The organism is Microbacterium sp. JZ70 (assembly GCF_053903225.1).
The window spans coordinates 3,527,541-3,552,487 of sequence record NZ_CP096405.1 but is presented as its reverse complement, the minus strand read 5'-3'; the positions used below and the strand labels follow the sequence as shown (position 1 = coordinate 3,552,487).

Here is a 24,947-nt window from a genome sequence, read left to right as displayed (position 1 = left end):
CCTCCCGGCCCCGGTTCATGGCTGGGTCAGTACGTCGCCGCGTCGGCCGGGGCGACGGTCGGGCGAGCGCGGTGACGGCGCACGCGCACGACCATCCAGACCACGCCGGCCACGACGAGCAGCGCGAGCAGGATCGTCCCGACGATGACGCCGATCTCCCAGCCCGCCAGCTGGTACGTGAGCGTCGCACCCGAGGCCATGCCGTTCACCGCGTTGGAGTTCGCCACGGTGTAGAGCACGTTGTGGATGGCGTACCGCAGGTTGTCCTGCGCGGCCGCGCTCGTCGAGTCCGCGATCGTCTTCGAGCCCTCGAACGTCAGCATGTGATCCGTTCCCCTGGCGTTCCACGCCTGGTCGGGGTACATGAAGTCGTACAGGTTGAAGTCGGTGATCGCGAAGCCGCGGAAGCCCCACTCCTCGCGCAGGACGTCGTGCATGAGCGCGGACGAGCCGCCGGCCCACGTCGCGCCGATGCGGTTGAAGGAGCTCATGATCGCGGTCGAGCCGATCTCGCTCGTCTGCAGCTCGCCATCCGCGTCGTAGTACTCGACCTCGCCGCGCGCGTCCTTCACGACCATCTCGAACGGCTTGAGGTACAGCTCGCGGATGGTCTGCTCGGTCGCCCAGGTCGAGAGCCCGCCGCCGTTCACGCGGTTGGTCTCCTGGTCGTTCATGGCGAAGTGCTTCGTGAACGAGTACACGCCCTTCGTCAGCGCGCCGTCGACGACCTGGGTCGCGAGGGCGCCCGAGAGCACAGGGTCCTCCGAGTAGTACTCGAAGTTGCGGCCGGCGAAGGGCGAGCGGTGTAGGTTCACCGCGGGGGCGTACCAGCCGTTCGCGCCCATGTGCAGCGCCTCGTTGCCCACGGCCACGCCCATGGCGTTCGCGAGGTCGCGGCTCCACGTCTGCCCGATGAGGTACTCCGAGGGGAACGCGGTCCCGGTCCAGAGGTCGGGGTTGATGAACGACGAGAAGCCCGCGGGGCCGTCGAGGTCGTTCGTGCGGATCTTGCCGATCTCCGGCAGCCCGGCCGTGTTGTACGCGCCCGACGTGAGGAGCGTGAGCACCTCGTCGGGGTCGAGCTGGTCGAGGAGCTCCTCCCACGTGGGGTCGTCGTACGGCAGGCCGCGCAGATCGACGAGGGACAGGTCGTTGCCGGCGTTCCACGTCGGAGCCTCGGCGCCCTCGGCGTCGGACGCGGCGGCTGCGGCGTCGAACGGCTCGTACGCGGCGATCGTCGCCTCGCTCGCCTCGAGGTCGGCGCCCTCGGGAGCGGTCGGGAACGTGCCGGCGAAATCCGCGCGCGAGAACGCCGTGCGGGTGCCGTCCTCGAAGGCGGCCGTGACGTCGTCGAAGCGGTTGGTCGCGGGGACCTCGTCGCTCGCGCGTCCGTCCGTGTAGACGACGGTCTCGTCGACCGTGTAGACGAGCGGCTCGATGCCGTCCTTGAGGCTGTGCGAGTCGGTCTGCAGCTTCAGCTCGTAGTCGCCCTGCTCGAGCACGTAGGCCGCGGCATCTGCCGCGTCGTACGAGGCCATGTCCTCGACAGCGAGCGTCAGCGTGACGGTCTCCGTCGCGCCGGGCTCGAGGAGCCCCGTCTTCGCGAAGTCGCCGAGCACCACGTGGGCCTTCTCGATGCCGCCCGGGGTGTAGGGAGCGGTGTAGTAGAGCTGGACGACGTCCTTGCCGGCGACGTCGCCCGTGTTCGTCACGTCGACGTCGATCGAGATCTCGCCGTCGACCTCGCCCAGGCGCGCGTCCGCGACGCTCCAGTCGAAGGTCGTGTAGCTCAGCCCGTAGCCGAACGGGTAGACGACGGCCTCGTCGTAGTCGATGAAGCCCTCGACCGCGGCGGTCTCGTAGTAGCGGTACCCGCTGTAGATGCCCTCCTCGTAGTCCACGAAGTACGCGTCCTCGAGGTTCGAGTAGGCGAAGTCGCCGAAGTTGACGAACGTCGGGTCGGCCGTGAAGTCGGCCGAGAAGACGTCGACGGTGTGACCAGACGGGTTGACCGCGCCGCTCAGGATGCTGCCGAGGGCGTTGAAGCCCGAGACACCCGGCGAGCCGGCGAACACGATGCCGTCGACTGCGGGGTCGTCCTCGAGGATGCCGAGCTCCATCGACGTCGACGCGTTGACGACGACCACGACGGTCTCGAAGTTCTCCTCGGCGAGGGCGACGAGGTCCTTCTCGTCCTGGTCGAGCTCGAGCTGGTGCTGCCCCGGCTCGGCGGTCTCGTCCCAGGGGGTCATGTCGGTGGCGAGGTCTCCGCCCTCGCCGCCGGCGCGTCCGATGACGACGATCGCCGCGTCGCCGTACTCCGCGAAGCTGTCGAGCGCGTCCTGCGAGTACTCGTCGACCGGCATCTCGCCGATGTTGTAGTTCGACTCCTCGGGCTTGTCCATGACGATGTTCGTCCGGCCGCCCTCCGCTGCGGGGTTCGCCTCGGCGAAGGCCGCGAGCTCGTCGAAGACCGTGTCGTTGACCGTGAAGCCGGCGTTCTCGATGCCCTGGCGGATGTTCACGGCCGTGCGCGTGTCGGCGGTTCCCGATCCGGAGCCGCCGTACACGGGGTCGGCGGCGCCACGCCCGAGGAGCGTCACGGCGCCCGTCTCGAGCGGCAGCGCGCCGTTGTTCTTGAGGAGCGTCATGCCCTCGTCGGCGATGTCCTCGACGAGCTCGGCCGACGCCGCCTTGGCGTCCTCCTGCGTCGCGTGATCGCTCTCGTAGTAGGTCGTGTCGAGCTCAGCGCCCTCGGCGGTGTTGCTGACGACGTACGTGCCGGTGCCCATGAACGATTCGATCGCCCCGCGGAACATCCCGATCGCGATGTTCGCGCCGACGGCCAGGACGGCCACGAACGCGACGATCGGGATCCAGATCGCGAGGAACCTCCTGTTCGACATCGGCGCCTTGGCCTTCGTTGAACCCACGTGTTCTCTCCTCTTGATGCGGGCCTCCCTCGGCGGAGGCCGGCGTCCCGCCTCGGTGCGCAGACGCCGCCACCCATTCCACCGATGTTCATGCACCTGCATGGGCGCTGCCGCACAATCTGTCGTTTCCGGCGGATGAACTGTCGGCCGCCCGCGGTCCGTCACACGGCCGACACATGCGTGGAGCATGCTGGCGTCATGGAGTTCCCACCCCTCGCCACCTCGTACACGATCTCCCTTCCCGCCTGGATCGCGGAGGAGCTCGCCGACGTGCCCGACGTCATCCCGACCCTCGAGGAGCGCATGGCCCTCGTCAACCGGCTCGCCGACCGCAACTGGCGCGAGGGCAACGGCGGCCCGTTCGCGGCCCTCGTCGCCGAGGCCGACACGGGCCGGATCGTGTCGGTCGGCGTGAACGTCGTGCTGTCCACGGGCATCACGTCGGGGCACGCCGAGGTGACGGCGCTCGGGATGGCCCAGGCGCGGGTCGGCTCGTGGGACCTCGGCGCATCCGACCAGCCGCGGCACGAGCTCGTCGTGAACTGGCGCCCGTGCGTGCAGTGCTACGGCGCGGCGATGTGGTCGGGCATCACGACCCTCGCGATCGCCGGATCGGGGCCGGAGTGCGAGGAGATCACGACGTTCGACGAGGGCCCGATGGTCGCCGACTGGGCGGAGGCCTTCGAGGCCCGCGGCATCGCCGTGATCGATGGCGTCGCGAAGGACGACGCGGTCGCGGTCTTCCGCGCGTACCGTGCGGCGGTCGACGCCGGCGCGATCACGGTCTACAACGCGCGCGGCTGATCGTCAGCGCCGCGTGGCCGCGAGCGCGCATCCGCCCGCCGCGATCGCGAGCGCGCCCAGGACGATGACGACCGCGGGCCATCCGGCCGCCGTCCACGCGGCGCTGCAGAGCCATCCGAACAGGCTCGACCCGCCGTAGTAGAAGACGTTGTACATCGACCCCGCGCTCGCGCGGTCGGCGCCCGCGAAGCCCGCCACGGCCGAGCTCGCGACGGAGTGCGCGAGGAACATCCCGGTCGTGAGCAGCACGACGCCCGCGATCACGAGCGGCAGCGGGGTCGTGCCCGTGAGCAGGGCGCCCGCGAGCATGAGCGCGCATCCCGCGAGCAGGGGCGTGCGCAGGCCGAAGCGGAGCGAGAGGCGCCCGGAGAGCTGCGCGGCGGCCGTCCCGCCGAGATAGGCGAGGAACACGAAGGAGACGACCGCAGCCGGCAGGGCATAGGGCGGGGCCTCGAGGCGGAACGTGATCGCGTTGTACATGCCGATCATCGCCCCGAGCAGCATGCCGCCCATGAGGAACAGCGCGCGCAGGCGCGCATCGCGCAGCTGCCGCAGGAACACCCGGAGCGTGCGCCCGGCGGGGGCTCCGGATGGCGCCGTGCGCGGCAGCAGGACGGCCATCGTGATCGTGATCGCGGCGCCGACGAGATCGAGGAGGAGCAGGCCGAGGCGCCATCCGCCGATCTCGGCGAGGAGCGGCGCGACGAGCCGCCCGGACAGCCCGCCGATCGAGGCCGCCGCGATGTAGCCGCCCGCCACGACCGCGGCGCGGCGCCCCGAGATCACCTCGTGCACGAGGGCGACGGCCAGCGCCGGGATCCCGCCCAGCGCCGCGCCCTGCAGGAACCGCCCCGCCACGAGGAGCTCGAGGGTGGGCGCGAGCGGGAGGAGCAGCGCGATGAGCGCCGACGTCGTCGCCGAGACGCGCATCGACCACGCCACCCCGCGCCGTGCCGCGAGCACCGCCCACAGCGGAAGCGAGAGGGCGAGGCCGAGCGTCGCGCCGGAGATGATCCAGGCCACGGCGGCGGCTGAGCGGCCGAGGTCGGCGGCGACGAACGTGAGCAGCCCCTGCGGGGCGTGGAGGAGCGCGAAGCTCGCGATGCCCGCGCACCACATCGCGATCGAGAGGCGCCGCGACCTCGGCACGGCCGACTCCCTCGCGGTCGGGAGGGAGGCGGTCGCCGTCATGACCTCGACGCTAGCTCGCCCGATACATGCGGATCCAATACCGGATCGGCTTGATGCATACCATGAGGGCATGGAACCGGATCGGATCCGCGGCGTCCTCCCGCTCGTGCCGGTGCTCGTCGCGCTCGGCGACACCGAGCACGTCACGGCGGCCGCCGAGCGCCTCGGTATGCCGCAGCCCAACGTGAGCCGCGCCATCCGCACCCTCGAGCAGCGCCTCGGCGTCGCGCTCGTCGAGAGGGAGGGCCGCGGCATCCGCCTGACCGCCGCCGCGCGCACGCTCCTGCCTGCGTTCCGACGTGCGATCGAGCTCATCGAGGACGGCGTCGGCGCCGTCACGGGCGCGGCCTCGTCGACGGTGTCGCTCGCCTTCCAGACCTCGCTCGGGGAGCGCTTCATCCCCGAGGTCGTGAGCACCGTGCGCCGCGACCGCCCGGATCTGCGCTTCGAGCTGCACCAGGGCGCGCGCTCGCTCCTCATCGAGCAGCTGCACGCGGGTCGCGTCGCCATGGCCCTCGTCGTCGACACTCCGGCGATCGGCGGCGACATCGAGGTCGTGCCCCTGTTCGAGCAGCCGCTCGTCGCGCTCGTGCCCGACGACCATCCGCTCGCGCGGCGCGCGTCGGTCTCGGTGCCCGAGATCGCGGAGTGGCCGATCGTCACCCTCGCGCGCGGCTTCGGGCTGCGGGACTCGCTCGACGCCCTCTTCGCGCGCAGCGAGCGGACGCCCCGCATCGCCTTCGAGGGCGAGGATCTCATCACGGTGCGCGGTCTCGTGACGGCCGGGCTCGGCCTCGCGGTCGTGCCCGAGCAGCCGGTCGTGCCCGCGGGCTGCGTGTCCGTGCCGATCCGCAGCCGCCTCGCGTCGCGGCGGATGTGCGCGGTGACGGCCGCGGGGGAGTCGCGCCCTGCGGTGCTGCTCGTGCGCGACGCGGTCGTCCGCGTCGCGCAGGAGCGGCGGATCTGGGCGGAGGGCTGATCAGGCGTCACGCGACGTCGTGCAGCGACACGGGCTGCACGAGCGTCCTGCGCCGGTCGCGCACCCAGACGTCTCCGCTCTCGCGCTTCTCGGCGCGCGAGGCGAAGCGGTAGCGGTAGGTCACGACGCGGACGAAGCGGGGTGGCTGGCCGTGGAACGGGTCGCGCGCGAGGAGCCGGAGGGTCGGACGGTCGGCTTCGAGCAGCCGCACGAGGAACACGAGGAACCAGTCGTCGATGCGGTGGCCGAGCGGGAGGAACCACATCAGCCAGTCGAGCCGCAGATGGTACGGAGCGACCTGAGGGGGCCTGCGACGCACGTCGCCGGGTTTCCCGCGGAAGCCGTACTCGTGCCACTGCGCGTGCTCGGGATTCGCGTCGAGCGTGCCCTCGACGACGAACTCGATGCGCTCCTTCGTGACCGTGCCGAAGGCGCCGTACGCGTTGGCGAGGTTCCAGCGGTTGAAGCTCGCGTTCATGAGCTGCCGATGCGCGAAGAGGTTGCGCAGCGGCTGCCCGCTCAGCACGACGCAGAGCACCGCGACGGCCGAGGTGACCACGAGCCAGGGCAGGGGGAGCTCGTCGCGCTCGTCGCCCGCGGGGATGCCCACAGCCGAGAAAGCGAGGACGATCGTCGCCGCGTTCAGCCATGCGAAGTTGCCCGTGAGGACGAGCCAGAGCTGCGTCGCGATGATCACGACCGCCGCGCACGCGCCGATGAGGAGCGGGATCGCGTCGGGCAGCCACAGCCCGAGGAGCGGCGCGAACACGAGCCAGGGCACGGCGAGCTGCGCGATGTGATTGCCCACGACCTCGAGCCTGTGGAACCAGCGCGGCAGCAGATGCGCCTGGCGGCTCAGGGGCCCCGGCATCGGCTGCGTTTCGTGGTGGTAGGTCAGCGCCGTGAGGTCTCGCCACTCGCGCCCGCTGCGGATCTTGATCATGCCGGCGCCGAACTCGAGCCGGAACAGCAGCCACCAGAACAGGACGATGATCGCCGTCGCGGGCGGCTGGTCGTGCGAGCCGAGGAACGCGGCGAGGAAGCCCGACTCGAGGAGCAGCATCTCCCATCCGAAGCCGTAGAAGGTCTGCCCGATCGAGACGATCGACATGTAGCCGAACCAGATCGCGAGGAAGCACAGCATCGGCAGCCAGGGCGGACCGAGCTGGGGGAGGCCGGCCGCGATCAGCGTGCTGACGGCCATCCCGCCGATGCAGAGCGCGACGAGACGGCGATCCGTGTACCGGATCCATCGGAACAGAGTGGGCCGCAGCGCCCGGGCGGCACGGTCGGAGGAGCGCGCCCACGCGAGCAGCTCGGGCGCCGGGAGCAGGCCGTGCTCGCCGAGGAGCGCGCGGAACTGGTTGAGCGTCGAGAGGAACGCGACGAGGTACAGCGCCGCGATGCCGCGCTGGAGCACCTCGCGCGCGAACGCGAAGTCGACCGCCGCGAAGCCGTCCATGCCGCCACGATACGACCGTCGCGCCCGGCCTCTCACGGGGTTGACGGAGGGGTCTGGCCTCGCATCCGGATCCCGGCATATATTGAGGCATGGAAGGTACGACCGGAACCATCGTCGCCGTCGTCGGCCCCGGTGCCGACGACGTGCTCGCCTCCGTCGATGCGCTCGACGGCGTCTCCGCGCTCTCGCTGCGCGGTTCCGAGCCGTCTCTCGCGGCGCATCGCATCTCGGCGTCCGGCACCCCCTGGGTGGTGCACGACGCCGACCCGCTCGAGCACGTGGCCTCCGCGTGGATCGAGCTCTTCGAGGAGCGCGCGACCCTCGGCGTGCTCGAGGCGGAGATCGGCGACACGCTCCGCCAGTTCGAGCGCGGCGACGCGCTCATGCCCGACTACTACCTCGTGCTCGAACCCGACGAGGCCCCCGAGATCTGGCGGCACTGGTGGTGCGGCGCGCTCGGCCACCGGGCGCCGCGGCGCATCGTGCCCGTGCACGCGCCCGAGGCCGAGCGCCGCGAGCAGGCGGCGCGGATGCTCCGCAGCCTGCCGACGTCGCGCCCGTGGCCGGATCCCGCGACATGGCTCCCGGGCCTCGCGATGCAGATCCCGGATCGCGTCGGCCTGCGCGACCGCGACCCCGAGTGACTACTCGACGAGGTCGGGCAGCGCGGCCTTGAGCTCGGCGAGCCAGGCCCTCGCGTTCCCGTCGGACGGCGCACGCCAGTCTCCGCGTGGCGAGAGCGAGCCGGCGGGCGACACCTTCGGCCCATTCGGGATGGCCGACCGCTTGAACTGCGAGAACCCGAAGAAGCGCTTGAGGAAGACCTGCTCCCACTTCACGATGGTCGCGAGGTCGTAGGCGTAGTGATCCTCCGCGGGGAACCCGGGGGGCCACGCGCCCGCCTCGGCGTCGCTCCACGCCCGCTCGGCGAGGAAGGCGATCTTCGACGGCCGCATGCCGTAGCGCAGGATGTGGAACAGCGTGAAGTCGTGGAGGGCGTACGGACCGATCGTGCTCTCGGTCGACTGCACCTTGCCGTCCTGGCCGGCCGGCACGAGCTCGGGGCTGATCTCGGTGTCGAGCACCGACTGCAGCACCTTCCGCTCCGCCTCCGACACGCCCTCGCCGTGTGCGATGACCCAGCGGATGAGGTGCTGCATGAGGGTCTTCGGGACGCCGGGGTTGACCGAGTAGTGGCTCATCTGGTCGCCCACGCCGTAGGTCGCCCAGCCGAGGGCGATCTCGGACAGGTCGCCCGTGCCGACGACGATGCCGCCATGGTGGTTCGCGAGCCGGAAGAGGTAGTCGGTCCGCAGGCCCGCCTGCACGTTCTCGAACGTCACGTCGTAGACCGGCTCGCCCTGGCCGAACGGATGGCCCATGCGCGTGAGCATCTCGGTCGCGGCCGGGCGGATGTCGATGGTCTCGATGGTCGCGCCGACCGACTCCGCGAGGGCGATCGCGTTCGACTTCGTGTGCTCGCTCGTCGCGAACCCCGGCATCGTGTAGGCGAGGATGTCGCTGCGCGGGCGGCCCATCCGGTCCATCGCGCGGGCGATGACGAGCAGCGCGTGCGTCGAGTCGAGACCGCCGCTCACGCCGATGACGGGCTTCGGGCTGCCGATCGCCGACAGGCGCTGCACGAGCCCCGACACCTGGATGTTGAACGCCTCGTAGCAGTCCTGCGCGAGACGAGCGGGGTCGTCGGGCACGAAGGGGAACCGGTCGAGCGCTCGCCGCAGGCCGACGTCGCCGCGCGGCGGATCCACCTCGAAGCGGACGGTCCGGAAGCGCGTCTGCTCGGCGAAGGTGCGCCGGTTGTCGTCGAATGTGCCCTGGCGCAGGCGGTCCTGCCGGATGCGGTCGAGGTCGACGTCCGCGACGGAGTGGCGCGCGCCATCCGGGAAGCGCTCGGTCTCGGCGAGGAGGGTGCCGACCTCGTAGACCATCGTCTGCCCGTCCCACGAGACGTCGTTGGTCGACTCGCCCTGCCCGGCCGCGGCGTACGCGTACGCCGCGATGCATCGGGCAGAGGCCGACTTGCAGAGCAGGTGGCGATCGTCGGCGCGCGCGATCGTGATCGGGCTGCCGGAGAGATTGAGGAGCACGGTGGCGCCCGCGAGCGCCGCGAGCGACGAGGGCGGAACGGGCACCCACATGTCCTCGCACACCTCGACGTGCACGACGAGGCCGGGCACGTCCGCCGCCTCGAAGAGGAGGTCGGGGCCGAACGGCACCTCGCGACCCGCGACCGCGATCGTGCCGCGCTGGTCGTCGCCCGGGGCGTACCAGCGGCGCTCGTAGAACTCGCGGTAGGTCGGCAGATACGACTTCGGCGCGACGCCGAGGATCTCGCCGCGGTGGATGACGACGGCCGTGTTGAAGACGCGGCTGCCGCGCTGGAGGGGCGCGCCCACGACGAGCACGGGGAAGAGGTCGGCCGAGGCCGCGACGATCGTCGCGATCGCGTCGTCGACCGCGTCGAGGAGCGGGTCCTGCAGCACGAGGTCGTCGATCGCGTAGCCCGAGAGGCACAGCTCGGGGTACACCGCGACCGCGACGGCGTCGTCGCTCAGCTCGCGGGCGGTCTCGATGACCGCCTGTGCGTTCGCGGCCGGGTCCGCGACCGCGAGCGGGATGGTCGCCGCCGCGATGCGGGCGAAGCCGTGGCCGTATGCGCTGCCGAAGTCGAAGTCGCTCACGTCGTCCAGTCTGTCACCGGAGGCGGTGGGCCGCCCCGATCGCCGCTAGAGCAGCCGTCGCGCCGACGCCCACGCCGTGAGCTCGTGCCGCGACGAGAGCTGGAGCTTGCGGAGCACGGCCGACACGTGCGTCTCGACGGTCTTCACCGAGATGAAGAGCTCGGCGGCGACCTCCTTGTAGGCGTAGCCGCGGGCGATGAGCCGCATGACCTCCTGCTCGCGCGCGGAGAGGCGGTCGAGCTCGTCGTCGGCGACCGCGGTCTCGCCCGAGGCCGCGCCGAAGGCGTCGATGACGAATCCGGCCAGGCGCGGGGAGAAGACCGCGTCGCCCGACGCGACGACCCGCACCGCGCGGGAGACCTCGGCTCCCGACGCGCCCTTCGTGATGTACCCGCGGGCGCCCGCGCGGATGACCCGCACGACGTCCTCCGCGGCGTCCGAGACGCTCAGGGCGAGGAAGCGGGTTCCGGGTGAGAGCGGCGACGCCTGCCGCAGGACGTCCTCGCCGCCCGCGCTGCCGGCCGCGCCGCCGGGCAGGTGCACGTCGAGGAGCACGACGTCGGGCGCGGTCTCGGCGATCACGGCGACTGCGGACGGCACGTCGGCGGCCTCGCCGACGACCCGGAGCGCGCCGTCGAGGTCGGCGCGCAGCCCCGAGCGGAAGATGGAGTGGTCGTCGACGATCACGACGGTGAGCTCAGGCACGGGCACCTGCCGAAGGGTAGCGGATGTGCACCTGCGTGCCGACGCCTCCCGCGCCGCGCGTGACCGAGGCCATCCCGCCCGTGCGCCGCATGCGGCCGACGATCGACTCGCGCACGCCGAAGCGGTCCTCGGGAACGGCGTCGAGGTCGAACCCGGCACCCCGGTCGCGGACGAAGACGTCGACGGCTCCCGGGGCGCCCTCGATGTAGACCGAGACCTCGCCGCCCGCGTGGCGCGCCGCGTTGAGCATCGCCTCGCGGGCCGCCGCGGCGACCTCGCCGCTCGCCCGCTCGGTCGACGATCCGGCGGAGACGACCGAGATCGCCACCTCGTAGTCGAGCTCGAGCGCTGTCGCGTAGTCGCGCAGATCGGTCGCGAGGTCGCTGTCGGCGGGGGCGTCGTCGTCGTAGAGCCATGCCCGCAGCTCGCGCTCCTGGGCGCGGGCGATCCGGCCGACCTCGCTCGAGGCGCCCGCGCGGTTCTGGATGAGCGCGAGCGTCTGCAGCACGGAGTCGTGCAGGTGCGCGGCCATCTCGGCGCGCTGCTCCTCGCGGATGCCCTGGATGCGCGCGGCCTGGAGCTCACGGAACCGCGCGATCCAGGTCGACGACCACACGACGGCGATGCCGAGCGCTGCCGCGAGCGCGATGAGGAGCATGACCGGCGCGAGCTGGGCCGCGACCGAGCCCGTGCGGGTGAGGATGAGGATGGCCACGGCCGCGAGCACGGCCGACGCGATGCTGCGCACGAGGAGGTCCTGCTGGGGGCCGCGGGCCGGGTCGGCCCGGTCGAGGACGGCCGACCACACGCCCCCGGCGGTCGCGAGCGCGATCGCGAAGACCGCGGGGAGCAGGCTCGCGGGCGGGAGGACGCCCTGAGTGAGGCTCCAGTAGTTCATCTGGAGCGCGACCAGGAGGAACAGGGCAGCCCCCGCGAGGAGGATCCACGCGACGGGAGCCCGCCGCGTGACGCGCGCATCGCCATCCTGCAGGGGCGTGAAGGCCCAGAGCCACAGATAGAGGAGTGCGCCCGCGCCCCAGATGCCTGCCGTCGCGGCGAACAGGAGCCGCGTGACCGGCACGCGCCATCCGAGGTGCCGCGCGACGCCCTCGGCGACGCCCGCGACGACCGCGCTGCGCGAGCGCGCGAGGCGCGAAGCGGGAGGCGCGGCGGTCATGCCCCCATGCAACCACGCGCGGGCCGCCCTGAGCGGGCGAATCAGGGGAGGACCGGGGTGATCCCTCATGGCGGCGCCGGCGCGCAGCGCGCGAGGATCGGACCATGACCGAGAGCGAGCCGCGGGGAACCGAGATGACGAGCGCCGTGGGGGCGGATGGCGGCGCTCCCGCCGTCGAGGCGCCGTCGCGTCGCCCGGGAGGAGGCTTCTTCGACTGGGTGCGATCGCTCGGCCTCGTGCGCACGGAGGGCTGGATCGGCGGCGTGTGCGCCGCGATCGCGCGCCGCACGGGCGCCGACCCCGTCATCGTGCGGGGCATCTTCGTCGTCGCCGCGGTGCTCGGGTTCCCCGCGCTGTGGCTGTACGCCCTCGGATGGGCCCTGCTCCCGGATGAGCGAGGCGACATCGCGATCCGCCTGCGGACCGGCTCGGGCCCCGCCCTCGTCGGCATCGCGATCATGATCGGCTTCGGCGCACTCGCCAGCTGGGCGAGCGCGACGCTCATGGAGGACTTCCTCGCCCTGGCGTACCCGGGCCGGATCGTCTGGACCGCCATCGAGGCCTCGTTCTGGATCGCGGTCGTCGCGGCGCTCGCCGCGTTCGCGCTCTGGCTCGTCCGGCGCGAGCGGTCCGTGGGCGGCGTGGCCGCGCTCGGACCGGGGCGGACGGCGCTCATCGTCCTCGTCTGCGTCGCGGCCGCCATCCCGATCCTGGGGATCGGCTTCGGCGTCGTCGTGCCCGCGATCTTCGGGTACGGATCGCCCGTCGCGCTCCTCGTCGGGCTCGCGGCGGTCGCGGCCATCGCCGCGCTCGGCATCTGGGCCGGCCGGCGCATCGCGTCCCCCGTGTCGGGCGGGGGCCTCGGCGGGGTGCAGGGAACCCCCGCCGCCCGCGGGACGGCCGGGGGGCCGGCCGTCCCGCCCTTCGAGCCGGCTCCGTCGCCCGAGCCGCCCGCCGACGGCGACTTCGACGCCTGGCGTCGCCAGCACGAGGAGTGGCGCGAGCAGCACGACGCGTGGCGCGCGCAGCAGACCGACGCGGAGCGCCTCGCCCGCGAGGAGGAGCGCGCCCGCCGCCAGCAGGCCGCGCGCGCGTTCGCGGAGGAGGCGGCGCGCGTGCGCGCGGCCCGCAGGGCGAGTCGTCCGAGGATCTCCCTCGCCTTCGGCGCGTCGACACTCGGACTCGCCCTCGTCGCGGGATCGGCCGCAGCCCTCGTCGTCCTCGGCGGAGGGACCTGGCCGATCGAGCCCGAACGCGCCTCGGCCGCCCTTGCGGCCGCGGCCTTCGCGATGTCGGCGGTCGCGGCCGGCGGGATGGTGATCGCGGGCGCCCTGCGCCGCCGCAGCGGGGCGCTCGCGGCCCTCGCCGCGATCGCGCTCGCCGCAGGGGCCGGCACGGCGCTCGGCGCGAACAACGTGATCGGCGCGAACAGCTGGCAGACGATCGCCGTCGACGGCTCGTCGTACGAGGTGACGCGCGCCTACGGCTCCCTCGAGCTGTGGCTGATGGCCGACGGCGGCGGAGAGGGCAGCGCCACGGTCGTCCGCCGTGCCGGCTTCACGCAGGTGACCGTCCCTCCGGATGTCGCGGCGGACATCCGGGTCCATGCCGACGATGACACGCGCGTCATGGTGACCCGGATGGGCGACGCGGGCGTCTACGAGTCGGAGGACCTGCCGGTGCCGCGCGACGGGATCGTCGAGTGGGCGCAGGACGGCGCCGAGGCGGATGCGCCCCTGCGCACGGTGGACATCACGCAGACCGAGGGCGGTGAGGTGTCGATCTGGGTGCTCGACGAGGCCGAGTTCGGCGCGGTCGAGCCGACGCCCACGCCGACCGCGGGATCGACGGGCGGCCCGACGCCGGAGCCGACCGATGGCACCGGCGGAGCCACCGCCGAGCCGACGCCGTCCGCTGACGAGGAGAGTGCACGATGAGCGAAGAGCAGCGCGTCCTCGAGGGCGCCCCGGCCGCGGGCCCCGAGCCCGCCGAGCGGCCCCGCATCCGCTGGGCGGCGATCATCTGGGGTGCGCTCATGCTCGTCGTCTCCCTCGTCGGGCTGGGGCAGGTGCTCGACGCGACGCGATACGCCGCGCTCCAGGCGGCGGTGGCCGACTGGATCCTCACGGCCGACCCCGTGTCGACCGCGGTGACCGTCGTCCTGGCCGCCGGCGCGGTCATCCTCGTCGCCGGTCTCGCCGGGCTCGCTCGCGGCGTGCAGAAGCGGTCAGCGCGGCGCTGAGCCGGGCCGCTTCGCCGCGCGACGCGGCGCCCGCGCCGCCTGACCGGGCTCAGGCCTCGAGCACGTCGGCGATCGCGGCGGCGAACGTGTGCCCGTCGAACGGTCCCGGCTCATCCATCCCCTGCGCGGCGCTCGTCACGACGACGCGGCCGTCCGGCGTCGTGAGGACGCTCGTGGGGTGCTCGGCCGGGACCTCGATGCGCGCGAGCCGCGTGCCATCCGCTCGGTACACGTCGAGGCGCCCGCCGTCGTACACGGCGCTCCAGATGCGTCCCTGCGCGTCGACGTGCAGGCCGTCGGGCGACCCGTCGACCGCTGCGAACACGTCGAGGCGGTCGGGTGCCGCGAGCGGCGCGCGCAGGATGCGGCCGCCCACGGTGTCGGCGATGAGCACGGTCTCGCCGTCGGGATGGAAGGCCGGGCCGTTCGGGATGTCGATGCCGGTCGCGAGGCGCGTCACCTCGCCGGTGCCCGCGTCCCAGCGCCAGACCGCGCCATCCGGGTCGGAGCCGTCCCGGACCATCGTCCCGAACCACAGCGATCCGTCGGGCGCGATGGTCCCGTCGTTGACGCGATGCCGGGCGGGGTCGAGACCGGTGTCGGCGAGAGCGGTGTGGCGCCCGAAGATGTCGAGCTCGACGACGCCCGTCCCCGCCGCGGCGAGCAGGCGTCCGTCCGGCGCCTTCTCGGCGAAGCCGACCGGGCGGTCGAGCCGATGGGTCGCGGCGTCCCCGCCCTCGGGGGTCCAGGCGTGCAGGACGCCGCCTTCGAGGTCGACCCAGTGCACGACGCCGTCGATGAGCCGCGATCCCTCGCCGAGGGGATGGGCCGCGGCGCTCAGCCGGGTCCACGGGCCGGGTCGCTCGTCCATGCCGTCTCCTCCGCTCGCGGGCATCAGAGCCATCGTGTCATGCCGGCGGACGGGGATGTCCGAGACCCGGGCTACCGTCGGAGTGTGAGATTCATCCCGACAGAGCAGCGCCTCGTGTGGAGCGCGAGCGACCTCAAGGCCGCCGCCGAGTGCGAGTTCGCGTGGCTGCGGGCGATCGACGCGAAGCTCGGCCGCGTCGCCGCCGTCGAGGATCCGGAGGACGCCATGCTCGAGCGCGCGGCCCGGCTCGGCGATCGCCACGAGGAGCGCGTCCTCGAGCGCTACCGCCAGGAGTTCGGCGCCGGGGTGGTCGAGCTCGAGCGGGTGTCGTCGGCCGACTCCGCGGCGCTCGCCGACGTGGCGGCCCAGACGGTCGACGCGCTGCGGTCGGATGCGCGGGTGCTGTTCCAGGCGGCCTTCACCACGGACGAGTTCGTCGGATTCGCCGACTTCCTCGTGCAGGAGGCGGATGGCCGCTGGCGCGTGCAGGACAGCAAGCTCGCCCGCACGGCCCGCGTGACGGCGCTCATGCAGCTCGCGGCATACGTCGATCAGCTGCGCCGTCTCGGCATCCCGACCTCCGACGAGGTCGACCTCCTGCTCGGCGACGGCTCGGTGTCGACGCACCGCGTGGACGACCTGCTTCCGATGTTCGACGTGCGCCGTCGCCGCCTGCGCGCGCTCATCGCGGATCGCGGGATCGAGCGGGGCGCGTCGGCCGAGGCGATCGCGTGGGGCGACGAGCGCGGCGAGCTCGAGGTGTCCGCCTGCGGGCGCTGCGCGACCTGCGAGCTCGAGGTCGTCGCGCATCGCGACCTGCTGCTCGTCGCGGGCATGCGCCCGTCGCAGCGCGCTCGCCTGCGCGACATCGGCATCCGCACGATCGACGACCTCGCGGCGGCCGAGACCGGGCCCGCGCGGATGAACTCCGACGTCTTCGCGTCGCTGCGCACGCAGGCGCGCCTCCAGCTGCAGAGCCCTGCGGGCGTGCCGGGTGACGAGCCGGCCGACGCGCACCCGGTTCCCGCGTACGAGGTCGTGCAGCCGCTCGCGCTCGGCGCGATGCCCCGCCCGAGCCAGGGTGACGTGTTCTTCGACTTCGAGGGCGATCCGCTCTACAGCGAGCAGGTCGGCTCGGCCGCCGTCTGGGGCATCGACTACCTCTTCGGATGGGTCGACCTGCGCGAGCAGTACTCCGCACTCTGGGCGCACACCCTCGCGGAGGAGAAGGCCGCCCTCGAGCGCTTCTGCGACTTCGTCGCGGCGCGCAGGGCCGCGCATCCCGACATGCACATCTACCACTACGCGCCGTATGAGCCCACGCACCTGGCGGCGATGGCCGCTCGGCACGGCGTGCGCGAGGCCGACGTCGACCGGATGCTGCGCGACGAGCTCTTCGTCGACCTCTACCCGATCGTTCGGCGGGCCCTGCGCATCGGCTCGCGGTCGTACTCGATCAAGAAGCTCGAGCCGCTCTACATGGGCGACGAGGTGCGCACGCAGGACGTGCAGAAGGGCGACGACTCGATCGTCCGCTACGTCGAGGCGCGCGCCCTGCAGGCCGATGGGCAGGAGGCGGCCGCGCGGGCCATCCTCGACGACCTCGCCGACTACAACCGCTACGACTGCGTCTCGACCCGGCGCCTGCGCGACTGGCTCGTCGAGCGTGCGCGGGAGACCGGCGTGACCCCTGCCCCGCCCGAGGTGCCCGACGAGCTCGCGTACGCGCCGTCTCCGCTCGCGCTCGCGCTCGACGCGCATGCCGCTGCGCGCCGCGATGCCCGCGTGGCGGCAGACCCGCTGTCGGCCCCGAGCGCCGACGAGGACGCGCTGCGTCTCGCTGCGGCCGCGATCGACTACTACCCGCGCGAGGCGAAGAGCTTCTGGCACGGGCACTTCCAGCGGCTGCGGGAGCCGCTCGGCCTCTGGCTCGACACCCGCGATGTCCTCGCCGTCGACGCCTCGCGCTGCCGCGTCGTCGAGGACTGGGGGATGCCCGAGGGCGCGCGATCCGTCCGCCGCGTGGTCGAGCTCCGCGGCGAGCTCGCACCGGGAACGCGACTGAGCGAGGGCGTCGAGCCGTACCTGCTCTATCCGCGGCCCGCTCCGTTCCCGAACCAGGCCTCCCCGCGCTGGGTGCACGTGCCGCGCCAGGCACGCGTCATCGAGGTCCTCGACGACGGTGCCGTCATCGAGGAGCGCGCGGCCGACGGCGAGACGTGGCAGGAGCTTCCGGTCGCCCTCACCCCCGCGCCCCCGCCGCGTGCCGGCAACCAGCAGGGGGCCATCGACGCATGGGCCGAGACGGTCGTGCGCGCGGCCGACGCGGGGGAGCTCCCGGCCGACCCGGCCACCGACATCCTGCGCCGCATCCCGCCGCGCGGTGCCGGGATCGCGCCGTCCGACGGCGACGACGTGTCCGCGATCGTCCGGACGGTGCGCGGCCTGGACAGCTCCTACGTCGCCGTCCAGGGCCCTCCCGGCACCGGCAAGACGTATGTCGGCTCGCATGTCATCGCCCGCCTCGTCATGGAGCACGGCTACCGGGTCGGCGTCGTCGCGCAGTCGCACGCCGTGGTCGAGAACATGCTCGACCGCGTCGTCGCGGCGGGGGTGCCCGGCTCGCGCGTCGCGAAGGCGCCGAAGTCCGGAGCCGAGCCGCGCGACCCCGCCTTCACGCTGATCCCCAAGAACGGCATGGCCCGCTTCGTCTCCGAGCAGCAGGGCGGCTACGTCGTCGGCGGCACCGCGTGGGACTTCACGCACACCGGCCGCATCGCGCGCGGCGGGCTCGACCTGCTCGTCATCGACGAGGCCGGCCAGTTCTCGCTCGCGTCGACCATCGCGGTCTCGACGGCGGCGCGCAGCCTTCTGCTGCTCGGCGATCCGCAGCAGCTTCCGCAGGTGAGCCAGGGGGTGCATCCCGAGCCCGTGGACACCTCGGCGCTCGGCTGGGTCATGGATGGCCAGCAGGTGCTCCCGGAGACGCACGGCTACTTCCTCGCGCGGTCGTGGCGCATGCATCCGGAGGTGTCCGAGGCCGTCTCGCACCTGTCCTACGCCGGGCGTCTCGCGTCGCGCGCCGGCGCGGAGCGCCGGTCGGTCGACGGCGTCGCGCCGGGCCTGCACGCGGTGCCCGTGCATCATCGGGGCGACGCGACCGAGTCGCAGGCCGAGGCCGACGAGGTCGTGCGGATCGTCGGCGAGGTCGTCGGGCGGGCATTCACCGACATCCGCATCGACGACGACGGCGTCGCCCACGCGTGCCCGCCGCGCCCGCTCACGGAGGACGACATCATCGTCGTCGCGCCGTACAACGCCCAGCAGCAGCTCGTCGAGCAGACCCTGCAGCGTGCCGGATGGCCGCGCGTGCGCGTCGGGACCGTCGACCGGTTCCAGGGGCAGGAGGCCGCGATCTCGATCGTGACGCTCGCGGCCTCATCGGGCAGGGACGCCCCGCGCGGGACGGAGTTCCTGCTGCTCCAGAACCGGCTCAACGTCGCGATCTCGCGCGCGATGGTCGCGGCGTACCTCGTGCACTCGCCCGCCCTGCTCGACGACCTGCCTCACACGCCCGCCGGCGTCGCGCGCATGAGCGCGTTCGCCCGCCTCGTGGCTCCGGAGGAGCGCGCATGACCGACGCCGACGCCATCCGCCGCGCAGCCGCCGAGTGGGTCTGGCTGCCCCGCGACTCCGATCACGTCGTCGACGGGATGGTCGCCGTGCGCTATCCCGCGCGCTTCGGCGGCGGGGTGCGGGTCTCGGCGTTCGACCGCGAGGGCACACCCGATGAGGCGGTGGACGCCGCGCTCGACCGCGCCCGCGACTGGGGCGAGCGGCGCGCGACCTTCTGGGTCGGCGCATCCGACCGCCCAGCGGGGCTCGCGGACGCGCTGCTCCGGCGCGGCGCGGTGCACGAGGACACCGTCACCGTCTTCGCGCTCGCCCTCGACGAGGCGGCGCCGGGGGAGTCCCCGGGCGTCACGGTCGAGACGGTGCGCACACGAGAGCAGCTGCGCGACGTCGACGCGGTCAACGTGCCGGTCTGGGAGCAGGCGCCGCTCGACGAGGCGGGGCTCGACGCCGAACTGCGCGAGCTCGAGGCGGATGGGAGCGCGGGGCGCGGGTTCCGCGTGCTCGCGCGCATCGACGGCCGCCCCGTGAGCACGGGCGGCGCGACGATCGTCGGGGAGTTCGCGCGCCTCTGGGGCGCGGCCACCCTCGCCTCCGACCGCGGGCGCGGCGCGTATCGGGCCGCGCTCGCGGAGCGGCTCCGCCTCGCCCGCGCGTTCGGCGCGTCGACCGCGCTCGTCAAGGGGCGGGTGTCGACCTCGGCGCCGATCCTCGCGCGCGCCGGCTTCCGGACGTACGGCGAGGAGCGGGCCTACCGGCTCGACGTGGACTGAGGCGCGGCCCGAGCCGCCCCGGCTCAGACCGTGCCGTACAGGCGGTCGCCCGCGTCGCCGAGCCCCGGCACGATGTACCCGTGCTCGTTGAGGCCCTCGTCGAGCGCGCCGAGCACGAGCGTGATGTCGCGGTCGCCCACGAGGCTCTCGATCGCGTGGACGCCCTCCGGGGTGCCGAGGAGGCACACGGCGGTTACCTCGGTCGCGCCGCGGTCGAAGAGGTACTTGATCGCCGCGGCGAGCGAGCCGCCGGTCGCGAGCATCGGGTCGAGCACGAAGCACTGGCGGTCGCTGAGGTCGTCGGGCAGGCGCTCGGCGTACGTGGTCGGAAGGAGGGTCTCCTCGTTCCGCACGATGCCGAGGAAGCCGACCTCCGCGGTCGGGACGAGCTTGGTCATCCCCTCGAGCATGCCGAGCCCTGCGCGCAGGATCGGGACGACGAGCGGCTTCGGGTCGGCGATCCTGACGCCCTTCGTCTGCGTGACGGGGGTGTCGATCGTGACCGGCTCGACGCGCACGTTGCGCGTGGCCTCGTAGGCGAGGAGCGTCATGAGCTCCTCAGTCAGCTGACGGAAGACCGGCGACGGCGTTGCCTTGTCGCGGAGCACCGTGAGCTTGTGCGTGATGAGCGGGTGGTCGGCGACGTGCAGGCGCATAGAGCAAGGCTACCGGGACGCGGTTGCGCGGATGCAGAGAGCCGGGGCCGTTCTAGGCTCGGAGGGTGAATTCCTCGCCATCCGACGTGTCCGCGATGCGCCGCGCGCTCGCGCTGGCCGACGCCGCGGGGGAGCGCGGGGACATCCCGGTCGGAGCCGTGGTGCTCGGGGCGGATGGCGCGGTGCTCGGCGAGGGGCGGAACCTCCGCGAGGAGACGCACGACCCAGCGGCGCACGCCGAGATCGTCGCCATGCGCCGCGCGGCCGAGGCCATCGGATCCTGGAACCTCGAGGGATGCACGCTCGTCGTGACGCTCGAGCCGTGCGTCATGTGCGCGGGAGCGGTCCTGCAGGCCCGCATTGCGCGGCTCGTCTTCGGGGCGTGGGACGAGAAGGCAGGGGCCGCGGGATCGATGTACGACGTCGTGCGGGACCGGCGCCTTCCCCACCGCGCGGAGGTCGTCGGCGGCGTGCTCGAGGACGAGGCCGTGGCGCTCCTGCGCGCCTTCTTCGCCGAGCGCCGCTGAACGCAGAGAGTCCCCGCGGCCGCGCCGCGGGGACTCTCGAGCGATGGGCTCAGATGCCGAGGCCGCCGAGGAGGCCGAGGAGCGTCTCGAGGAGTCCGGAGAGGAGGCCGAGGAGATCTGCCATGGTCGTTTCCTTTGTTCTGCGGGCCGGAGCCCAGGTGGGAGAGGTGCGCCGGTCGGGCGCAGTCCCTAGCCTCGCCTACTGAAATATCGGAATGCAAGACCCTGGCGGCGATTCGCTCAGCGCAGGCGCGGCAGCACCTCCTCGCCGAGATACGCCACGTGATCGAGGTCGCCCATGTCCATCAGCTGGAAGTACAGCCGAGACGCGCCGAGCTTCTTCAGCCGGGTCGCCTTGGCGACGATGTCGTCGGCGGAGCCGGCGAAGCCGTCTCCCGCGCGGAACGCCGCGAGGTCGGTCTGGGTCGCTGCTGCGCGCCGCTCGAGGTCGGCCTCGCTGCCGCCCGCGAGGGTCGTGAGCGCGACGCTGAGCTTCAGCGTCTCGGGGTCCCGGCCGATCCGCTCGCACGCCGCGCGCACGCGGGCGAAGCGGTCGGCGATGACGTCCTCGGGCTGGAAGGCGATGTTGAACTCGGTCGCGTGCTGCGCCGCGAGCTCCGGCGTCCGGGTGAGGCCTGCGCCGCCCACGATGACGGGCACCCGATCCTGCACGGGCTTCGGCAGGGCGGGGGAGTCGACGAGCCGGTAGTGCTCTCCCTCGAAGCCGTAGCGCTCGCCGACCGGGGTGGACCACAGCCCGTTCACGATCTCGAGCTGCTCGGCGAGCATCCCGAACCGCTTCCGGGGGAAGGGGATCGCGTACGCGAGATGCTCCGCCTCGAACCAGCCGGTCCCGAGCCCGAGCTCGGCGCGGCCATCCGACATCGCGTCGACCTGCGCGACCTGGATCGCGAGGATCCCGGGCCAGCGGTAGGTGACCGACGAGACGAGGGTGCCGAGCCTCAGGCGGGTCGTCTCGCGCGCCAGGCCGGCGAGCGTCGTCCAGGCGTCCGTCGGCCCCGGGAGCCCTTCGCCGCCCATCGTCAGATAGTGGTCCGAGCGGAAGAAGCCGTCGAATCCGACGCGCTCGGCCTGCTGCGCGAACGCGAGCTGGGTGTCGTAGCTGGCCCCCATCTGGGGCTCGGTGAAGACGCAGAACTCCATGCGCCCCAGTCTGTCAGCGCAGGGAGCCGTCAGTCGGAGGACTTGAGGATGAAGGTCTCCGTCGGAGGGCCGGGCTCGTGGGGAGCGCGATAGACGTCGGTCTCGAGGTAGATGATCCGCGCGGCAGGCACGGCCTCGCGGATGCGCGCCTCGACCGCATCGATGTCGCGCGCCGCGTCGGCCACGGAGATGTCCTGCGGGAGGCCGACCTTGCCGGCCACCATGAGCTCCTCGGGCCCGACGTATAGCGTCTTCACGTGGATGAGCTTCTCGACCTCGGGCCCCGCCTCGATCGCGGCGACGATCCGCTCGAAGTCGGCCTCCGATGCGCCTTCGCCGACGAGCAGGCTCTTCGTCTCGATGCCGAGCACGATCGCCACGAGGATGAGGAGCACGCCGATGCAGATGGTGCCGAGCGCGTCGAAGACGGCGTCGCCCGTGAGCACCGTGAGGCCCACGCCGAGGAGCGCGAGGGTGAGGCCGATCAGCGCCGCGAAGTCCTCGAGGAGGACGACGGGCAGCTCGGGTGCCTTCGCGCGGCGGATGAACGACGCCCAGGACTGCCCGCGCTCGCGCACGGCGTTGCTCTCCTTGACGGCGGTGCGCAGCGAGAAGCTCTCGAGGCCGATCGCGATGACGAGGATGGCGATCGGCAGCCAGGCGTTCTCGACCGCGTGCGGGTGGGTGAGCTTCTCGACTCCCTCGTAGAGCGAGAAGACCCCGCCGACCGAGAAGAGGATGATCGCGACGACGAACGCGTACACGTAGCGCTCGCGGCCGTGCCCGAAGGGGTGCTCGCGGTCGGCGGCTCGCCGCGCGCGGCGTCCGCCGAGCAGGAGGAGGAGCTGGTTGCCGGAGTCGGCGACCGAGTGGATGGCCTCCGCGAGCATCGATGCGGAGCCCGAGATGATCCATCCGATGAACTTCGCGATCGCGATCCCGATGTTCGCCGCGAAGGCCGCCAGGATCGCCTTGCCACCGCCGTGTGCGCTCATGCTCGCAGTCTAAGGCGGGCGCTCGCGCCTCGCCCGCCCGTCGGCGCGCCGCACGCGCTCCCTAGGATTGACGCATGACTGACTCGCTCCCCTCCGTCGCGTTCCTCGGTGCCGGCTCGATGGGCGGTGCGATCCTGCGGGGTCTCGTCGCGAGCGGCCTCGACGTCGACGGCGGCGTCTTCGCGACCAACCGCTCGGCGCAGAAGGCGGCCGAGCTCGCAGCGCTCCCGGGGGTCACGAGCATCGCGCTCGAGGACGAGCCCGACGGCAACGCGCGCGCCGCGTCGGAGGCGCGCATCGTGCTCGTCGGCGTGAAGCCCGCGATGGTGCCCGACCTCCTCCGCGAGATCGGGCCCGCTCTCCGCGACGACGCGATCGTCGTGAGCCTCGCGGCGGGCGTGACGCTCGACACCTTCCAGAGCATCCTCGGCTCCGAGACCGCGGTGCTCCGCTCGATGCCGAACACCCCCGCGCGCATCGGCAAGGGCGTCACGGGCCTCGCTCGGGGCGCCGCCGCGAGCGACGAGGATGTGCGCGTCGTGCGCCGCCTCTTCGAGACGGTGGGCACCGTGATCGAGGTGCCCGAGGAGCGCATCGACGCGCTCTCGGCGATCTCGGGTTCGGGGCCCGCCTACGTCTTCCTCCTCGTCGAGGAGCTCACGCGCGCGGCCGTCGCGCAGGGGTTCGCGGAGGCGGATGCGCGCGCGATGGCCGAGGGCACGTTCATCGGCGCGACGGCGCTCCTCGACGCGACGGGGGAGGACCCCGCCGAGCTGCGTCGGCAGGTGACGAGCCCCAAGGGCACGACCGAGCGGGCGATCGCGGTCCTGCAGGACGCTCGCCTGAGCGAGCTCTTCCGGACGGCGACGGATGCCGCGATCGCGCGCGCGAAGGAGCTCGCCGCGGGCGTGTGACGGGTCAGCGGCCGATGCGCTCGGGGCGCACGCCCATCCCGACGAACCTCCCGGTGAGGTGGGTCAGCCGCGGGTGATCCCGCAGCAGGCGGAGCATCAGCGGCAGGGGAGCGCCGGGCGCGCGCTCGGCCAGGAGGGGCGCCTGCATTCGGCGCTGGATGGCCTGGGTCACGATCGTGGGGAACGCGCGTCGCCGCTGCACGCGGCGGAGGACGCTGCCGGGCACAGCACCGCCCGCGTGGAGGGCCGGGGTGAGGATCCGCGCGGCCGCGATCGCATCCTGCAGCGCGAGGTTGATGCCGACGCCGCCCGCCGGCGACATGGCGTGCGCGGCGTCGCCGATGCAGAGCAGCCCGTCCGACCACCACCGGCGCAGGCGCTCGATCCGCACCCGCAGGAGGTGCACGTCGGAGGGTGTCAGCCGGGAGACCGCCTCTGACAGGCGAGGGGAGATGCGCGCGATGCGGTCGCGCATGCGCGCGAGATCCGCCGCGCTGCCCTGCCAGCCGCCCGCGGGGATGACGTGGGCGACCTGGAGGAAGTCGCCGCGGTCGATCGCGATGATCATGCCCGCTCCCGCCTGCACGAAGGGGTGGCGCTCGCCGGCGCGCTTCGGCAGGCGGAACCACAGCACGTCCATGCCCGCGGCCTTCCCGCGCGGCACGAGGCCCGCGCGCTCGCGGACGCGCGAATCGCGGCCATCCGCCCCGACGACGAGCCGCGCTCCGACCTCGAGCGGGCCGTTCGGCCCGACGGCCCGCACGCCGGTCACGCGATCGGCGTCGCGGAGCAGACCCTCGACGCGCGTCGACCGGAGGAGCCGGTAGGACGCCTCCTGCTCGCCCGCGCGGGCGAGCAGGTCGAGGAAGTCCAACTGGGGCATGAAGGTGATGACGCGACGCCGCAGCGGCAGACGCGAGAAGTCGGCGATGACGCCCTCCTCGCCGTGCCAGCTCACAGTGATCCGCTCGGTGTCGGCGTGGGGGAGCGCGAGGAAGTCGTCGAGCAGGCCCAGCTCGTGCAGCGCTTCCTGTGTCGAAGGATGGATGGTGTCGCCGCGGAAATCGCGGAGGAAGTCGGCGTGCTTCTCCAGCACGACGACATCGATGCCTGCCCGCGCGAGCAGCAGGCCCAGCATGAGGCCCGCCGGCCCGCCGCCCGCGATGACGCAGTCAGCGTCGATCCGGCTCGGGGCTCTGCGCTGCGCGGGCACGGAGCC

General features: G+C 72.9%; 20 protein-coding genes. 9 read left to right on the top strand and 11 right to left on the bottom strand.

The genetic code is table 11. The features are described 5' to 3' along the window. Window positions 1-26 precede the first annotated feature (26 nt). Window positions 27-2,933 carry a glycoside hydrolase family 3 C-terminal domain-containing protein gene (locus M1D46_RS16335; RefSeq protein WP_456286110.1) on the bottom strand — a complete coding sequence of 969 codons (2,907 nt, stop codon included), beginning with the start codon at window positions 2,931-2,933 and terminating at the stop codon, window positions 27-29. A 198-nt stretch (window positions 2,934-3,131) separates the two neighbouring features. Between M1D46_RS16335 and M1D46_RS16330 the strand changes: the two genes are divergently transcribed. Then, complete coding sequence (locus tag M1D46_RS16330) at window positions 3,132-3,737, top strand: nucleoside deaminase (RefSeq protein WP_271174393.1); 606 nt, start codon at window positions 3,132-3,134, stop codon at window positions 3,735-3,737. Between the two features lie 3 nt (window positions 3,738-3,740). Here M1D46_RS16330 and M1D46_RS16325 read toward each other — a convergent pair whose 3' ends face one another. Continuing rightward, a complete protein-coding gene (locus M1D46_RS16325) occupies window positions 3,741-4,928 on the bottom strand; it encodes an MFS transporter (protein ID WP_456286109.1) in 1,188 nt (395 codons plus the stop codon). Between the two features lie 70 nt (window positions 4,929-4,998). On the opposite strand from M1D46_RS16325, the gene M1D46_RS16320 reads away from it, so the two are divergent. Beyond that, window positions 4,999-5,907: a LysR family transcriptional regulator gene (locus tag M1D46_RS16320; protein ID WP_456286108.1), complete on the top strand. Its 909-nt coding sequence runs from the start codon at window positions 4,999-5,001 to the stop codon at window positions 5,905-5,907. A 7-nt stretch (window positions 5,908-5,914) separates the two neighbouring features. Here M1D46_RS16320 and M1D46_RS16315 read toward each other — a convergent pair whose 3' ends face one another. Continuing rightward, window positions 5,915-7,369, bottom strand: a complete 1,455-nt coding sequence (locus tag M1D46_RS16315; RefSeq protein ID WP_456286107.1) for a lipase maturation factor family protein — start codon at window positions 7,367-7,369, stop codon at window positions 5,915-5,917. Window positions 7,370-7,458: 89 nt separating this feature from the next. Between M1D46_RS16315 and M1D46_RS16310 the strand changes: the two genes are divergently transcribed. Beyond that, entirely contained in the window at window positions 7,459-8,013 is a 555-nt protein-coding gene (locus M1D46_RS16310; RefSeq protein WP_271174397.1) for a hypothetical protein, read from the top strand. On the opposite strand, the gene M1D46_RS16305 is transcribed toward M1D46_RS16310, so the two are convergent. From M1D46_RS16305 to M1D46_RS16295, 3 genes are read right to left on the bottom strand one after another with little or no spacing between them, the layout of a single operon-like run. Next, entirely contained in the window at window positions 8,014-10,071 is a 2,058-nt protein-coding gene (locus M1D46_RS16305) for an NAD(+) synthase (RefSeq protein WP_455970215.1), read from the bottom strand. 45 nt (window positions 10,072-10,116) lie between these two features. After that, window positions 10,117-10,782: a LuxR C-terminal-related transcriptional regulator gene (locus M1D46_RS16300; protein WP_271174399.1), complete on the bottom strand. Its 666-nt coding sequence runs from the start codon at window positions 10,780-10,782 to the stop codon at window positions 10,117-10,119. After that, window positions 10,769-11,953, bottom strand: coding sequence for an ATP-binding protein (locus M1D46_RS16295; protein ID WP_456286106.1), 1,185 nt, complete (start codon window positions 11,951-11,953; stop codon window positions 10,769-10,771). The genes M1D46_RS16300 and M1D46_RS16295 overlap by 14 nt, the downstream gene beginning before the upstream one ends. A gap of 104 nt (window positions 11,954-12,057) precedes the next feature. Between M1D46_RS16295 and M1D46_RS16290 the strand changes: the two genes are divergently transcribed. Both M1D46_RS16290 and M1D46_RS16285 read left to right on the top strand, forming a co-directional pair. Beyond that, a complete protein-coding gene (locus tag M1D46_RS16290; RefSeq protein ID WP_456286105.1) occupies window positions 12,058-13,890 on the top strand; it encodes a PspC domain-containing protein in 1,833 nt (610 codons plus the stop codon). Continuing rightward, the gene (locus M1D46_RS16285; RefSeq protein ID WP_456286104.1) at window positions 13,887-14,195 is read left to right on the top strand and encodes a hypothetical protein; all 309 of its coding nucleotides are present in this window, start codon (window positions 13,887-13,889) and stop codon (window positions 14,193-14,195) included. Before M1D46_RS16290 ends, M1D46_RS16285 begins: the two co-directional genes overlap by 4 nt. Window positions 14,196-14,244: 49 nt before the next feature. Here M1D46_RS16285 and M1D46_RS16280 read toward each other — a convergent pair whose 3' ends face one another. Continuing rightward, window positions 14,245-15,066 (bottom strand): SMP-30/gluconolactonase/LRE family protein, encoded by an 822-nt coding sequence (locus M1D46_RS16280; RefSeq protein WP_456286103.1) that lies wholly within the window; start codon window positions 15,064-15,066, stop codon window positions 14,245-14,247. 84 nt (window positions 15,067-15,150) lie between these two features. Here M1D46_RS16280 and M1D46_RS16275 point away from each other — a divergent pair, with 84 nt between their 5' ends. Continuing rightward, window positions 15,151-18,702 carry a TM0106 family RecB-like putative nuclease gene (locus M1D46_RS16275; protein ID WP_456286102.1) on the top strand — a complete coding sequence of 1,184 codons (3,552 nt, stop codon included), beginning with the start codon at window positions 15,151-15,153 and terminating at the stop codon, window positions 18,700-18,702. Then, window positions 18,699-19,472: a hypothetical protein gene (locus M1D46_RS16270; protein ID WP_456286101.1), complete on the top strand. Its 774-nt coding sequence runs from the start codon at window positions 18,699-18,701 to the stop codon at window positions 19,470-19,472. The genes M1D46_RS16275 and M1D46_RS16270 overlap by 4 nt, the downstream gene beginning before the upstream one ends. Before the next feature lie 23 nt (window positions 19,473-19,495). Here M1D46_RS16270 and upp read toward each other — a convergent pair whose 3' ends face one another. Then, window positions 19,496-20,128 (bottom strand): uracil phosphoribosyltransferase, encoded by a 633-nt coding sequence (gene upp, locus M1D46_RS16265; protein ID WP_271174406.1) that lies wholly within the window; start codon window positions 20,126-20,128, stop codon window positions 19,496-19,498. Window positions 20,129-20,223: 95 nt separating this feature from the next. On the opposite strand from upp, the gene tadA reads away from it, so the two are divergent. Next, window positions 20,224-20,655 carry a tRNA adenosine(34) deaminase TadA gene (gene tadA, locus M1D46_RS16260; RefSeq protein WP_456287183.1) on the top strand — a complete coding sequence of 144 codons (432 nt, stop codon included), beginning with the start codon at window positions 20,224-20,226 and terminating at the stop codon, window positions 20,653-20,655. Window positions 20,656-20,895: 240 nt separating this feature from the next. On the opposite strand, the gene M1D46_RS16255 is transcribed toward tadA, so the two are convergent. Both M1D46_RS16255 and M1D46_RS16250 read right to left on the bottom strand, forming a co-directional pair. Further along, on the bottom strand, window positions 20,896-21,819 hold the full coding sequence (locus tag M1D46_RS16255; RefSeq protein ID WP_456286100.1) for an LLM class F420-dependent oxidoreductase: 924 nt from the start codon (window positions 21,817-21,819) through the stop codon (window positions 20,896-20,898). Between the two features lie 29 nt (window positions 21,820-21,848). Beyond that, the gene (locus M1D46_RS16250) at window positions 21,849-22,814 is read right to left on the bottom strand and encodes a cation diffusion facilitator family transporter (protein ID WP_282980161.1); all 966 of its coding nucleotides are present in this window, start codon (window positions 22,812-22,814) and stop codon (window positions 21,849-21,851) included. Between the two features lie 74 nt (window positions 22,815-22,888). Between M1D46_RS16250 and proC the strand changes: the two genes are divergently transcribed. Then, complete coding sequence (gene proC / locus M1D46_RS16245; protein WP_456286099.1) at window positions 22,889-23,728, top strand: pyrroline-5-carboxylate reductase; 840 nt, start codon at window positions 22,889-22,891, stop codon at window positions 23,726-23,728. A gap of 4 nt (window positions 23,729-23,732) precedes the next feature. Here proC and M1D46_RS16240 read toward each other — a convergent pair whose 3' ends face one another. Continuing rightward, window positions 23,733-24,941 carry an FAD-dependent oxidoreductase gene (locus tag M1D46_RS16240; protein WP_456286098.1) on the bottom strand — a complete coding sequence of 403 codons (1,209 nt, stop codon included), beginning with the start codon at window positions 24,939-24,941 and terminating at the stop codon, window positions 23,733-23,735. Window positions 24,942-24,947: the final 6 nt, after the last annotated feature.

Excerpts from the sequence above, each read along its gene's own strand:
- M1D46_RS16330 (WP_271174393.1), top strand. The coding sequence starts at position 3,132 with ATGGAGTTCCCACCCCTCGCCACCTCGTACACGATCTCCCTTCCCGCC.
- M1D46_RS16325 (WP_456286109.1), bottom strand. The coding sequence starts at position 4,928 with ATGACGGCGACCGCCTCCCTCCCGACCGCGAGGGAGTCGGCCGTGCCG.
- M1D46_RS16320 (WP_456286108.1), top strand. The coding sequence starts at position 4,999 with ATGGAACCGGATCGGATCCGCGGCGTCCTCCCGCTCGTGCCGGTGCTC.
- M1D46_RS16315 (WP_456286107.1), bottom strand. The coding sequence starts at position 7,369 with ATGGACGGCTTCGCGGCGGTCGACTTCGCGTTCGCGCGCGAGGTGCTC.
- M1D46_RS16310 (WP_271174397.1), top strand. The coding sequence starts at position 7,459 with ATGGAAGGTACGACCGGAACCATCGTCGCCGTCGTCGGCCCCGGTGCC.
- M1D46_RS16295 (WP_456286106.1), bottom strand. The coding sequence starts at position 11,953 with ATGACCGCCGCGCCTCCCGCTTCGCGCCTCGCGCGCTCGCGCAGCGCG.
- M1D46_RS16290 (WP_456286105.1), top strand. The coding sequence starts at position 12,058 with ATGACCGAGAGCGAGCCGCGGGGAACCGAGATGACGAGCGCCGTGGGG.
- M1D46_RS16285 (WP_456286104.1), top strand. The coding sequence starts at position 13,887 with ATGAGCGAAGAGCAGCGCGTCCTCGAGGGCGCCCCGGCCGCGGGCCCC.
- M1D46_RS16280 (WP_456286103.1), bottom strand. The coding sequence starts at position 15,066 with ATGGACGAGCGACCCGGCCCGTGGACCCGGCTGAGCGCCGCGGCCCAT.
- M1D46_RS16270 (WP_456286101.1), top strand. The coding sequence starts at position 18,699 with ATGACCGACGCCGACGCCATCCGCCGCGCAGCCGCCGAGTGGGTCTGG.
- upp (WP_271174406.1), bottom strand. The coding sequence starts at position 20,128 with ATGCGCCTGCACGTCGCCGACCACCCGCTCATCACGCACAAGCTCACG.
- tadA (WP_456287183.1), top strand. The coding sequence starts at position 20,224 with ATGCGCCGCGCGCTCGCGCTGGCCGACGCCGCGGGGGAGCGCGGGGAC.
- M1D46_RS16255 (WP_456286100.1), bottom strand. The coding sequence starts at position 21,819 with ATGGAGTTCTGCGTCTTCACCGAGCCCCAGATGGGGGCCAGCTACGAC.
- M1D46_RS16250 (WP_282980161.1), bottom strand. The coding sequence starts at position 22,814 with ATGAGCGCACACGGCGGTGGCAAGGCGATCCTGGCGGCCTTCGCGGCG.
- proC (WP_456286099.1), top strand. The coding sequence starts at position 22,889 with ATGACTGACTCGCTCCCCTCCGTCGCGTTCCTCGGTGCCGGCTCGATG.